The sequence below is a fragment of the Mesorhizobium sp. M4B.F.Ca.ET.089.01.1.1 genome, assembly GCF_004022605.1.
Taxonomy (GTDB): Bacteria; Pseudomonadota; Alphaproteobacteria; order Rhizobiales; family Rhizobiaceae; genus Mesorhizobium; species Mesorhizobium abyssinicae.
In genome coordinates this window covers 25,817-38,278 of sequence record NZ_RZOS01000013.1, presented here as the reverse complement: position 1 = coordinate 38,278, position 12,462 = coordinate 25,817, and the positions used below count along the sequence as shown (strand labels likewise).

The window sequence follows — 12,462 nt, the reverse complement described above, 5'->3', positions numbered from 1 at the left end:
GTCAAGGACGGTTCGGCCATGGAACGGCTGGCCGCGATCGACACGGCGGTGTTCGACAAGACCGGGACGCTCACACTCGGACAGCCGAGGCTGGTCAACGCGTCGTCAATCGACCCGACCATGCTGGCGATCGCAGCCGACATGGCCGCGCATTCGCGCCATCCGTTCTCGAAGGCCATAGCCGTTTTCGCGGGTTTTTCTGGTCAAACCAGGCTCGAGTCTGTCAGCGAGCACCCAGGCTTCGGCATCGAGGCCGTCACCGAGGGGAATACCTGGCGTCTCGGCCGGCGCGGATGGGCTGGATGGAAGGCTCGAACCGGCGGCGAAGGCAAATCTGGCGGCTTTGGCGGAACGGTGCTCTCGAAGAACGGGGCGATCGTCGCCGCGTTCGCGTTCGAGGATGCTGCGCGCGCCGATGCCAAGGTCGCGCTTCGAGCGTTGCAGGCTAGCGGCGTGGCCGTCGAGATGCTGTCCGGCGATACCACCAATGCCTGCGGCCAAGTCGCCAAGGCGCTGGGTATCGACAGCTTCGTTCCGGCGCTGCTTCCGTCCGGCAAGGTCGAGCGGATCGAGGCGCTGTCGAGGCAGGGCCACAAGGTTCTGATGGTGGGCGATGGGCTCAACGATACCCCGGCGCTTGGTGCGGCACATGTCTCGATGGCCCCCGCGACCGCGGCAGACGTCGGTCGCAATGCCGCCGACTTCGTCTTCCTGCGCGAAAGCCTTTTGGCAGTGCCTCTCGCCCTGGATGTCTCGAGGAAGGCAGGTCGGCTCATTCGCCAGAACATCGCCATCGCGATCGTCTACAACGCGTTTGCGGTGCCGATCGCCATATCGGGGCATGTGACGCCGCTGCTTGCGGCGGTCGCGATGTCCGCCTCGTCGCTGATCGTGATCGGAAACGCCCTGCGGCTGCAAGGTTCCGCGAGAAGTTCATCGGCTGAATTCGCTCCGCAAGATCGGCGCGCGCGCCCCGGCATGCTGGTTCAACTCTCATGACGACGCTCATCTACCTCATCCCGGTAGCGCTGTTCCTCGGTGCGCTTGGACTGACTGGCTTCCTGTGGGCCTTGAGAAGCGGTCAGTACGAGGATCTTGATGGAGCCGCGGCACGGATACTCATCGACCGCGACGACAAGCAAAATGACATCCGTCGAAGCCGGAAATGATTGAGATCAAGGCATCTGCCGCGCAAGATCTCGACAATGACCGATCGATATCACGGGAGGCAGACATGCAGGCCGACGCCATTATGACCGCACCGGTCATCGGGATAGGACCTACGGCGTCGATCTCCGATGCGGTAGGGTTGATGCTCTCCAGGAAGATCAGCGGCCTTCCGGTCATTGGCAGCGACGGCGCGCTGGTGGGCATTGTCAGCGAAGGAGACTTCCTGCGCCGCGGAGAGCTCGGCACGCAACGCAGGCGCTCGCGTTGGCTGGAGTTTCTCGTGAGCCCCGGAAGAGCCGCCGACGAATATGTTCAAGCCAACGGACGGCGTATCGAGGAGGTAATGACGACGGATGTCGTTACGGTATCCCCCAGCGTATCGCTGCCCGAGATCGTCGAACTCATGATGCGCCATCACGTCAAACGTATTCCCGTCGTCGACGATGGCAACGTTGTCGGCATTGTCACCCGCTCCGATCTTCTGCGGGCATTGCTGAATGCCTTGCCCGGACCGGCCCCTACAGCCACGGACGACGATCAGATCCGTCAGAAGATTATTGCCGAGCTTGCGAAGCAGAAATTGGCCGGCAAGGACATGATCGACGTGACGGTGGACAAAGGGGTAGTGATACTGAGCGGTGCCATCTTCGACGAACGCGAACGGCAGGCAGCCATTGTCGCCGCTGAAAATGTCGGCGGCGTAAGTGCGGTGACGGATAACCTTTTCTGCGCGGGGCCGCTGTCGGTGGTGCTTGTCTCTTAGTTCAGCACGGCAGAAATTCTGCATGACCCAAAATTCGAATTAATATCCGCGTTGAACCTAGGTCGCGGCTATTGCCAACAGAGGCCGCAGCAGCGTCAAGGCAAATACAACAAGCGCCGCGCCCGCGATCCTGTCTGCCATTTCTTCGCCTCCGCTGAGCCGCCTACCGAGCAAGATCCACATCGAGCCGGAGGCGGCTGTGGTCACCAAGAGCACAATCCAGAACAAGCCCAAGTCATATGGCCTCGCGTCTACCGGCACGGTTGCCAGACAATATATGAAGGCTTTCGGGTTGAGGGCAGTCGTTACCAGAACAGAAAGGCCATCCCCGTCTTCGGATGCGTCGATCCGGTCGATGCCTATCAGACGCACGCCAAGTATTGCGAGCCATACGGCTGCACCCAGCTTGAGTACCTGAACGCGTCGGACGGCAGGCGCAGCGCAAACCAGCAGGCTGCTGCGATCCCCTATCCGCAGGCCTGTGCGACCAAGAGTGCAATCGCCTTCTGCCGCTTGGCCGCGCCGGCCATCAGAAGAGCATTGGTTGGCCCGGGCGCGACGAAGAGCAGAAATGCTTCCAGGAAAAACAGCCTGCTCAAAACTGCCTGTCCCGTGGAGGCAAATCCATCACCTGCAAACTCGGTTTGACACGGTGGCACTTGTCAAACCCCGGAAGTCCAACGGCATTCGCAGACCTCTCCGCTACGCGCAAGCGATGGGACGCTACATGCGGTCGGCCGCTGCTGAAAGCAACTATCGCTGGCCGGCCGCATGCTGCAGCCGTGCAATGAGGTCGCGGTTGCGGCAGTAATCTGGTGGGTCGTCGGCTTGCAGGTGTTGGTCAAGCCAGGTCGAACATTCATCCTGGTGACCGCAGGAGCGGCAGCGGTCTACCGCCCGGTTGGTAACGGCGGCATGGTCCGCGATGACCTTCAACTGTCTGTCGACGCCGAGCTTCTGCATCATGCGTCCCATCAAGGCGGTCCTGGCGTCTACTGAAATCAGGTAGTCGAGAAAAGTCATTGGGATCACTCCTGTTCTCAGCCATGATCGTCAATGCTGGGGGCCGCCGCCTTGATCTTGGTCAACAGGCAACTCCGGCTCGGATGATTCCGGCCGGCGGTCAATACGACATGAAGCGATGGATGCCGTTGCTCTCGATCAGCGAGCGAGTGACGCCGCCGAAGGCCCATTCCCGCAGGCGGCTGTGGCCGTAGGCGCCGGAGACGATCAGGTCGGCCTGGATCGAGTGCGCGAATGCAAGCAACCGGTGACCGTCAGCCTCATCGGGTATCAGTTCAGTCCGTGCCATGATGCCGTGATGTTCGAGATAGGCGGCGATATCGGCGAGACTGTCGCGGATGCTTTCATGACGGTCGGTATCCATAGTGACGATAACCACTCTGTTGGCGCCGGCGAGGAACGGCAACGCATCGGCAATCGCCCGTCGCGCCTCCCTGGTGTCCTTCCAGGCGACCAACACGGTCTTTGCCATGACATGTTCGGCATTGCTCGCGGCAATGAGGATGGGCCGGCCTGCGCCGAGCGCCAGGCTCCCGATATCGACGGCGCGATAGACATTTTCGCCACCTCCGCCGGTGACTATAAGGTCGGCCGCGCGGGAGGACTCGCTGAGGAACCGTGTGGGACTGCACACCGCCTGCCCCCATTCACTGCTCACCGATGCCGGTACCAACCTCTCGAACTCGGCCCTAAGCTCGGCAAGCCGTTTTTCGATCTCGGTTCGCTGGATCTGCATGACCTCGCCCTCGTAGACCAGACCGTTACCGGTGGCGACGAGGGGCGGAACATCGGCGGCCGCTAGGCCAACAAGGTGCGCTCCGAAGCGCTCGGCCAGTTCGACCCCCAGTTTCACCAAGGGCGCGGGCGGTGCATCTATCGCAAGATTTGCAATGATTGACTTATAGGCCATGCAAGGCACCTTTTTCAGAAGTCGTCGGGTGCCTGAACGATTGCATTCGCCGGCGCCCGATGCCTTGATGCGAGTCAAAAGCGCCGCCGTTTTCGTTCTGAGACGTTTGCCTCGATAGGTTTGGCGCAAGCGGCCAGGAGTGATAATTAGCCCTTCTTGCAAGAGTGGCCGAATCCAAGGACTTCAGGTGAGCCAAGACGAAGCGCCTATTTTGCCGGTCGGCGGGACGAAGCTGAAATCCGTTCTGTCACAGATGTTCGAGCAGGCTCCCGGCTTCATGGCCCTCGTGCGTGAGCCGGATCATGTCTTCGAACTGACCAACACCGCCTACCAACGTCTGATCGACAACAGGCAGGTGATTGGCAAGCCGGTGCGCGAGGCGCTTCCCGAGCTCGAAGGTCAAGCGTTTTTCGAACGGCTTGACGAGGTGTACAAGACCGGCGAGCCACATAGAGGCCAGGGGGAAAAGGTCGTCCTTCGCAACAGGCCCGATGAGCCCGCAGAAGAGCGCATCCTCGATTTCGTCTACCAGCCGATCAAGGATGACAATGGCCGCGTCACTGCGATCTTCGTCGAAGGCACGGATGTTAGCGAGCTGTCCTTTGCGAATGCCGCACTTCGGCTGCGTGAGGACCATCTGCGTTCGATCTTGGCAACGGTGCCGGATGCAATGGTCGTCATCGATGAGCAAGGCCGCATCCAATCCTTCAGCACAGCCGCAGAGACGTTGTTCGGCTATGCATCGAGCGAAGTCATAGGCCAGAATGTCAGCCTGCTGATGCCGGCACCCTATCGCGACGAGCATGACGCCTATCTGCACCGCTATCTGACAACCGGAGAGCGCCGGATCATCGGGCTTGGTCGCACGGTCACCGGAATGCGCAAGGATGGTTCGACCTTTCCCATGGAACTTTCCGTCGGCGAGATGCATCCGGGAACCGGACGCTTCTTCACCGGCTTCTGCCGCGACCTGACCGAACGCCATCGGGCAGAAGCCAGAATACAGGAGCAGCAACAGGAGCTGCTTCACATGGCGCGGTTTACCGCGCTTGGCGAAATGGCCTCCACGCTTGCGCATGAGATCAACCAGCCGTTGACGGCCATTACCAACTATCTGAAGGGCAGTCGCAGGCTGCTTGAGAAAAGCACGGAAGAGAACGCGCCAATGTTGAGGGACGCCGTCGAGAAGGCGGCGGAACAGGCCTTGCGGGCGGGAGATGTCATCCGGCACCTTCGCGATTTCGTTTCAAGAGGTGAAAGCGAACGACAGGTCGAACGGCTGCCGAAGCTGATCGAAGAGGCCGCGTCGCTAGCCCTGGTCGGCGCCAGGGAGGCCGATGTCCGCGTCAGCTATCATCTTGACCCGGCAGCCGAGCTCGTGCTCACCGATCGCATCCAGATCCAGCAGGTTCTGCTCAACCTCATGCGCAATGCCGTCGAGGCCATGCAGGGGGCACCGCGCCGTGAGTTGCGGGTGGCTACGACCGCACGTAGCGACGGAATGGCGGAAGTGAGCGTGGTAGACACCGGCCCGGGCTTGGCGCCCGAGGTTTCGACCCAGCTCTTCCAGCCCTTTGTCACCACCAAGAAACAGGGCATGGGTGTCGGCCTGTCGATTTGTCGCACTATTGTTGAATCGCATGGCGGTCATATCTGGGCCGAGCCAATGCCAGGCGGAGGAACCGCTTTCCGGTTCACCTTGCGCGTCGTGGAGAAGGAAGAGGTCGCCAATGGCCGGTAGTGATGTCGTGCATGTGGTTGACGATGATGTCGATGTTCGCAAGTCGCTTGGCTTCCTGCTCGCGACAGCTGATTTTGCCGTGCGCCTGCATGAGTCCGCGACCGCCTTTCTCGCGACTGCGCCGAAGACTATCGATGGCTGCATCGTCACCGACGTGCGTATGCCCGGGATCGACGGGATAGAGTTCCTGCGGCAGCTGCGGACACGCGGACATACCGTCCCGGTAATCGTGATGACGGGTCATGCGGATGTTGCGCTCGCCGTTCAGGCGATGAAGGAGGGAGCCGCCGACTTCATCGAGAAGCCGTTCGACGATCAGGTGCTCATCGATGCGATTCGATCAGCGCTGGACAACCGCAATCTGGCGGTCGCAACGCACCCGCAAGCCGCCGAGATCCGAAATTGCCTATCGACCCTGTCGGAGCGTGAGCGACAGGTGCTCGACGGACTGGTGTCGGGACTGCCTAATAAGTCGATAGCTTACGACCTCGGCATCAGTCCGCGCACCGTCGAGATCCATCGCGCAAACGTCATGAGCAAAATGGGCGCCGGCAGCCTGTCGCATCTGGTACGCATGGCGTTGATCGCCGATTCCAAGCACTAGGCCGGGGCGGGAAGCGAACCCGCCTGCCTATTTTCTGCTTCCCAGTCACGCCAGTGTGTTGGGCGGATGTCGACGCGCACGCCGGTGACGGCATCCCGCCAGCCTTCCTGCACCTTCCTGCAGGGGAATACGAGCGCGTGCAGGCCGTCCTCGTCGATAACGGCCAGTTCGAGATTTCGACCAAACGGAGCGCTTGCGATCGGATTCCACATCCCGCCACCATTGAGGGAAATGTCGGCCCGCGCTTTGACTTGAATCATTTTTTTCAAAGCATTCGAAGGTCTGCCCCCGACGCCCGGCAGGCCGGGCCGCCGATTTGACACGCCTCCTGTCCCGACTAGATCACCATGCTAACCGCGGAGAGAGTGCGCCGGTCGACATAGGCTTGGGCCAGGGCCGCCAGACGGAATCACACAAATGCGGTGTTTTCGGCCCGCATTTGTAGTACTTTCTGCCCTCGCTAAATCTGGCTTCTCGCCGACAGCGGTTCGAGGTTGAGGGCGATGCTTAGAGTCGTAGACAATCCCTTGACCGTTCTGTCGAACCGGGAGCGGATGATAGCGACAAAGTTCGCTGAGGGGATGACATATCGTGAAATCGGCGAGATGTTCTTCATAGCGCCGGCCACGGTTCGGACCCATCTGTCGGCGATCTATCGGAAACTCGACGTTCGCAGCAAAGTGGCGCTCGCTGCATTGCTTGCGGATCGCCGCCTCCAAGAACTCGACCAGTTACCATTCGAACGCCGTTCGACAGACCTGTGTGGGCCGCCTGTCGTCGCAGTTCTCCCGTTTGACAACCTCGGTGGAGAAGAACGCTGGACGCGTATCGCGGAAGGGTTGTCGGCGGACATCATCGTTGATCTCGCCCGTTACCACGACTTGGGCGTGATAGCCCGCCAGACAATGCTCTCATACAAGGAGCGGCGCGAGGATGTTCGATCCATCGGACGAGAGTTGAGTGCCGACTATGTGATGGAAGGAACCGTGCAAGCGGAGGGCCAGCGGGTACGCATCTGGGTGCAACTCGTCGACTCCCGCACAGGGGTTGATGTTTGGACAGCGCGTTATGATCGGTCCGCAGAAAACCTGTTTGCGATGCTGGACAGCGTGACCGAAAACGTCATCAATGTCGTTGCTACTTGCCACGGTCAACTCGCCAACCTGCGACGCGATGCAGTGCGTCGGAGGCCACCAACAAGTTTGCAAGCCTATGATTGCTACCTGCTTGGCCTTGAGCAGAAGCACCTTTTCACCCGAGATTCGAACAAGGAAGGGATACGGCTACTGACGCGTGCAGTCGAGCTTGATCCGGGTCTTGCAAGAGCCTGGACCGCGCTGGCTCTTGCGCATGCTGTGGATGCTTGCAACGGGTTTTCCGATGATGTTTCTGTCTCTATTGAGAGCTGGAGCGCATGTGTCAAGAAAGCGCTGGCCCTCGATCCGGCCGATATTTACGCACGAATAATGCTCGCTGATCTTCGGGCTTTGCAGGGCGATATCGACGCTGCTGTCGAAGAACATGAGCGAGTCTTGGCGTCGTCCCCAAACAACGCTGACACACTTGCCTTGCTTGCAGGAAGCTTGGCTCTTGTTGGGAGCGACGCCAAGCATGGCTACGAATTGGCCAAGCGAGCGATCCGGCTAAATCCTAATGTTCCGTGGTACTTTGGAATGTTGGGGCGCTGCTGCTTTGTCCTTGGCCTGTACCGGGAATCGTTGGTTGGGCTGCGTCGGTCCCCGTCCGACTCGCCCGCCACGCTTCTGTTCTTTGCAATGGCTCATGCGATGCTTGGTGAAACCCTGCGGGCCACCAAGATAGCTGCGCGACTGAAGGACGAGTTCCCGAGCTTCACTCCCGAACTGTTCATCAACACGTACCCGGTCACCAATCCAGTGGCCATTGCCGCAATCAGAGAGGGCTCCCGGCGTGCGGGTCTATCGTAACTTCTTTCCGTTTCTGAGGCCGGCAGCTTTCCTGAGCCAGCAGCCTTAGCACAAGCGGCGAATGACCGCTCATGGATGCAAAGCTGCCGTTGCGACCGAGTTAGTTTTTGAATGGTCGTCAATCGGGGGCGGCGCTGGGCGCGAGCTAACGATCAGAAGTGCCCTCACTTCCACCGTAACCGATGTTCCGCTCCTACGTTACACTCGCCATTGATCCGCAGACCGATTGCTGCCCTGATTAGCTGAAGCGGTCGGTTGAGCGAGAGCTTCTTCTCGCCGGATTGAACGACATGATAAGCGGGCCTATGGGACTCAAGAATTATCTGATCGAAGGCGGTTCCGGCACTGGAAAAACGTCTGTCGCTACCGAACTGGAGCGGCGGGGTTATCATGTCGTCCACGGCGACCGGGTCCTGGCCTATGTCGGCGACCCTGAAACAGGCAAGGCATTGCCAGGGCCACCCGAAGGCGAGGATCGCATCGTTTGGGCATATGCGCACTGGATTTGGCCCGTCGACAAGGTCCGGGCCATTGCTGCCGACACGACCCATCCTGCCACCTTCTTCTGCGGCGGATCGCGCAATTTCCATAAATTCCTGGACTTATTCGACAAGGTCTTTGTGCTCGACGTAGACGTTGAGACTTTGAACCGACGATTAGATGGGCGACCGAATGAGCCAGGTTTCGATCCGGCCGAGCGGCGGCTGGTACTGCGCAACCATCATACCCGGGAATATCTTCCCGTCGGCATCGATATCGACACGGCGGGTACGGTCCCAAGCGTCGTCGACAATATCCTCGCTCAACTCGCCTGAAGCCCTGAACGCATCGCGAATAGGATGGGGAAGCATTCGAAAATATTACGGGAGGACGCTAGTCGCCTGAACGGCTCACCAGCGGCGCTGAGACTTTGTACCCGACCGCAGCCTGCGTATCGGCAAGCCCGACACTAAGCGGTGTTCTCAGGCCACGGCCTTAAGCCCGGGAGCGGCGATGTAGGCCCAGGGCAGAAGCTCGTCGATCTGGCTGTTTGGGTGGCCGTTGACGATCCTGGCGAGCACGTCGGCGGGGTAGCCGAGCGGCTCGAAGTCGTTCAGCTTGCAGGTCTCGATCAGCGAAGCGGCGACGGCCCAGTGCTCGGCGCCGCCGTCGGGACAAGTCAATTTGCCGTTCCGTTGAGCTTTCACGGCGCCTCGCAGCCCGCCCGCGGCTGACAGCCAGTTGTCAGCTTGGTCGTGGGATATTGCATCCGAAGCGTACCAGATGGGTCGCCTCTGCAAGGCTCAATGTGGAAGCACAATTCCGATGAAACAGATTGCCCTGTCACTTTTGGTGATCGCCGCCTCCGGCTCCTATGTCTTGGATCAGGCCGACAAGCGGCCAGCTGACGATGTGCTTGGTTCAGCGCTGCCGGCAGACGCAACAGTGGCGGCCGCCGCAACGGCGCCGGTGTTCCGGACGTTGCCGGCACCCTCACCCCAGTTCAGAACAAGGTTCCCGATTGCAAGGGAAACGACGGCGGGAATAGCAGTAGCCGCCAAGCGGTCACATGATCCAATCAAGCAGACAGCGGTTACAGTAGCGCCACAACCCTCGCCGGCGCCACCGGAGCAGCCAGTAGCGCCGGCTGTGACCGATCCTGCGTCATCATCCCCTTCATTCGCGGTGACTCCAGCCGTCTACATACCAGTCCCGCAGCCAAGGCCGGCATATCCGGACGCGCCTGCACGCTTTGCCCCGGTGGGTATGGAGGTCGCCTCACACGGCTATGCCGACGGCGTCTACACTGGCCCGCCCGCCGATGCCTATTACGGCATCATCCAGATTCAAACCCTGGTACAGGGTGGGCAGCTTACGGCGCTGAAGGTGCTGAAATACCCATCCGACCGCCGCACCTCCATCAACATCAACAGGCAAGCGCTGCCTATGCTACGCGACGAAGCGATCAGCGCCCAAAGCGCGAATGTCGACATTATTTCAGGCGCGACGCTGACCAGCAGGGCCTTCATCCAGTCGCTGCGCGGCGCGCTGATGAAGGCGTCGTCCTAGGTCCATGCGTGAAACGTGTGTTTTGATGGGAATGCCCATTACGGTCGACATCGGCGGCGCGTCGAGCGGTGAGCTGATCGAGACGGTCTTCGGCTATTTCGAGCATATCGACCGGCGCTTCAGCACATATCGGGCCGATAGCGAAATCACGGCCATCAACCGCGGCGACGTGCCCGTCGTAGAGTGGAGCGGCGAGATGACCGAAGTGTTTGCTCTCGCGCAGCAGACGAAAGACGAGACCGACGGATACTTCGATATTCGCAAGCCCGACGGGTCGCTCGATCCATCTGGCATTGTCAAGGGCTGGGCAATCCGCAACGCGGCAGCCATCGTTCAGAGAGCCGGCATCAGAGATTTCTTCATCGAGGCGGGAGGCGACGTCCAGTCCAGCGGCAAGAATGCCTCGGGCCATGACTGGAGCGTCGGCATCCGCAACCCCTTCAACGCCCAAGAGATCGTAAAAATCGTCTATCCCCGTGGTCGCGGACTGGCGACCTCCGGAACCTATGTCCGGGGACAACACATCTATAACCCGCATGCAATTGACAGTCCGATCCAGGACATCGTCAGCCTCACCGTCATCGGCGCCGATGTGCTCGAAGCCGATCGTTTCGCCACTGCTGCCTTCGCCATGGGCCGGGACGGCATTCTCTTCATCGAGCGGACGCCTGGCCTGGAGGGCTATGTCATAGACACCAATGACCGCGCCACACCGACAACGGGGTTCGTAGCCCTTTGCCTGCCATGATCAAAACCATCGACCGATTTCTTGATCATCTGACCATGTACCGGCTGGTCCTCTACTATCTGATGGCGCTCGTCAGCGCGGCGCTCGTGCTCGGCTTCGCCAAGCTCGTGCCAAATGATCCGATTGCGCTCGCCTTCACGACGGCTTTGACGCTGGCCGCCTGCTGGCTCACCAACAAGGTTTTTGCGCACGTCTTTGCGGTCCCGGCCAACAACGAGTCCGTTTACATCACCGCGCTCATCCTTGCGCTCATTCTCGATCCGGTAGCCGCCACGGACATCAAGGGAATCGCGGCGGTGGTGTTCGCGTCCGTCTGGGCGATTTCATCCAAATTCATTCTCGCCATCGGGCGGAAGCATCCTCTCAATCCGGCTGCATTGGGCGTGGCGCTGTCCGCGCTGCTGCTCGACCAACCAGCCACTTGGTGGGTTGGCGGCAATCTGGCGTTGCTTCCGCTCGTGCTCCTCGGCGGCATGCTCATTGTCCGGAAACTGCGCCGGCTCGATCTTGTCTCGACTTTCATTGTCGTGGCGCTGGCGACGGTGTTGGCAACGACCGAGCCGTCGCAATACGGTAGCGCACTCAGCCAGACGCTGGGTTCATCAACGCTGCTGTTCTTCGCCTTCGTCATGCTGACAGAGCCACTGACCGCGCCGACGATGCGGCGGCCGCGTATCGCCTTTGCCGCCATCGTCGGCTTTCTGTTTGCTCCCAACATCCATATCGGCCCGCTCTATTTCACACCCGAACTGGCGCTGCTCGCCGGCAACCTGTTTGCCTATGCGGCAGGCCCCAAGGGCCGCTTCGTGCTGACGCTCGAACGCATAGAGCAATCGGCCGTCGATAGCTTTGACTTCGTCTTCCGGTCGCCGCGCAAGCTCGCCTTTGAGGCTGGCCAATATCTTGAATGGACGCTTGGCCTCGATCGTGCCGACAATCGCGGCAACCGCCGTTATTTCACGGTGGCCTCGGCGCCGACGGAGGAAACGGTCCGGCTCGGCGTAAAATTCTATCCGCAATCAAGCGCCTTCAAGCGCGGACTGATGACCATGAAGCCAGGCAGCACGATCCACGCCGCGCAACTGGCCGGCAACTTCACGCTGCCCGCCCGACGTGAGACCAAGATCGCTTTCCTGGCCGGGGGCATCGGCATCACGCCTTTTCGCTCCATGTTGCAATATCTCCTCGACCGCAAGGAGCGGCGACCGATCGTCATGCTCTACGGAACCGAGGGACAGCAGGACATCGCATATCGCGACGTGCTTGGCGCGGCCAGGCAGGAACTTGGTATAATGACGGTCCACGCTGTGGCGCGCGGTGGCGAGCGCGGGCAGTATCCCGGCTACATCGACGAGCGCCTGATACGTCTGGCAATACCCGACTACCTCGAGCGCACTTTCTACATTTCCGGCCCGCAAGCGATGGTCAAGGCGCTGCGTCAGAAACTGCTGGCGATGGGCGTTCGCCGCTCGAAGATAAAGGTCGACTATTTCCCGGGCTTTGCCTGA

General features: G+C 60.4%; 14 protein-coding genes and 1 pseudogene. 11 read left to right on the top strand and 4 right to left on the bottom strand.

Going from position 1 to position 12,462, the window contains the following annotated elements; translation table 11 throughout:
* The 4 genes from EN780_RS02605 to EN780_RS38625 all read left to right on the top strand — a co-directional run.
* The coding region (locus EN780_RS02605) for an HAD-IC family P-type ATPase (protein ID WP_128271902.1) at positions 1-999 on the top strand (999 nt) is incomplete at its 5' end.
* Positions 996-1,169, top strand: a complete 174-nt coding sequence (ccoS, locus tag EN780_RS02600; RefSeq protein WP_127284837.1) for a cbb3-type cytochrome oxidase assembly protein CcoS — start codon at positions 996-998, stop codon at positions 1,167-1,169. The genes EN780_RS02605 and ccoS, both read left to right, overlap by 4 nt.
* 65 nt (positions 1,170-1,234) lie before the next feature.
* A complete protein-coding gene (locus EN780_RS02595; RefSeq protein ID WP_127284844.1) occupies positions 1,235-1,933 on the top strand; it encodes a CBS domain-containing protein in 699 nt (232 codons plus the stop codon).
* A 51-nt stretch (positions 1,934-1,984) separates the two neighbouring features.
* Positions 1,985-2,581 (top strand): hypothetical protein, encoded by a 597-nt coding sequence (locus tag EN780_RS38625; RefSeq protein WP_189556342.1) that lies wholly within the window; start codon positions 1,985-1,987, stop codon positions 2,579-2,581.
* 105 nt (positions 2,582-2,686) lie between these two features.
* Here EN780_RS38625 and EN780_RS02585 read toward each other — a convergent pair whose 3' ends face one another.
* The gene (locus EN780_RS02585) at positions 2,687-2,956 is read right to left on the bottom strand and encodes a DUF6455 family protein (RefSeq protein WP_127284839.1); all 270 of its coding nucleotides are present in this window, start codon (positions 2,954-2,956) and stop codon (positions 2,687-2,689) included.
* Between the two features lie 100 nt (positions 2,957-3,056).
* The gene (locus tag EN780_RS02580) at positions 3,057-3,866 is read right to left on the bottom strand and encodes a universal stress protein (protein ID WP_127308701.1); all 810 of its coding nucleotides are present in this window, start codon (positions 3,864-3,866) and stop codon (positions 3,057-3,059) included.
* 187 nt (positions 3,867-4,053) lie between these two features.
* On the opposite strand from EN780_RS02580, the gene EN780_RS02575 reads away from it, so the two are divergent.
* Both EN780_RS02575 and fixJ read left to right on the top strand, forming a co-directional pair.
* Positions 4,054-5,607, top strand: coding sequence for a PAS domain S-box protein (locus EN780_RS02575; RefSeq protein WP_128271900.1), 1,554 nt, complete (start codon positions 4,054-4,056; stop codon positions 5,605-5,607).
* Positions 5,597-6,211 (top strand): response regulator FixJ, encoded by a 615-nt coding sequence (gene fixJ, locus EN780_RS02570; RefSeq protein WP_127284842.1) that lies wholly within the window; start codon positions 5,597-5,599, stop codon positions 6,209-6,211. The genes EN780_RS02575 and fixJ overlap by 11 nt, the downstream gene beginning before the upstream one ends.
* On the opposite strand, the gene EN780_RS02565 is transcribed toward fixJ, so the two are convergent.
* Entirely contained in the window at positions 6,208-6,471 is a 264-nt protein-coding gene (locus tag EN780_RS02565; protein WP_245478071.1) for a hypothetical protein, read from the bottom strand. The genes fixJ and EN780_RS02565 overlap by 4 nt on opposite strands.
* Positions 6,472-6,738: 267 nt before the next feature.
* Between EN780_RS02565 and EN780_RS02560 the strand changes: the two genes are divergently transcribed.
* A complete protein-coding gene (locus EN780_RS02560) occupies positions 6,739-8,157 on the top strand; it encodes a LuxR C-terminal-related transcriptional regulator (protein ID WP_245499853.1) in 1,419 nt (472 codons plus the stop codon).
* A gap of 305 nt (positions 8,158-8,462) precedes the next feature.
* Positions 8,463-8,972, top strand: coding sequence for a nucleoside kinase (locus tag EN780_RS02555; RefSeq protein ID WP_128271897.1), 510 nt, complete (start codon positions 8,463-8,465; stop codon positions 8,970-8,972).
* 147 nt (positions 8,973-9,119) lie between these two features.
* On the opposite strand, the pseudogene EN780_RS02550 reads toward EN780_RS02555, so the two are convergent.
* Positions 9,120-9,308: pseudogene (locus tag EN780_RS02550) on the bottom strand (transposase domain-containing protein); the annotation flags it as partial.
* 154 nt (positions 9,309-9,462) lie between these two features.
* Here EN780_RS02550 and EN780_RS02545 point away from each other — a divergent pair.
* The 3 genes from EN780_RS02545 to EN780_RS02535 are packed head-to-tail and all read left to right on the top strand — an operon-like array spanning position 9,463 to position 12,462.
* Positions 9,463-10,206, top strand: coding sequence for an FMN-binding protein (locus EN780_RS02545; RefSeq protein WP_128271895.1), 744 nt, complete (start codon positions 9,463-9,465; stop codon positions 10,204-10,206).
* Between the two features lie 25 nt (positions 10,207-10,231).
* Positions 10,232-10,954, top strand: coding sequence for an FAD:protein FMN transferase (locus EN780_RS02540; RefSeq protein WP_245499852.1), 723 nt, complete (start codon positions 10,232-10,234; stop codon positions 10,952-10,954).
* Complete coding sequence (locus EN780_RS02535) at positions 10,951-12,462, top strand: RnfABCDGE type electron transport complex subunit D (protein WP_128271891.1); 1,512 nt, start codon at positions 10,951-10,953, stop codon at positions 12,460-12,462. The genes EN780_RS02540 and EN780_RS02535 overlap by 4 nt, the downstream gene beginning before the upstream one ends.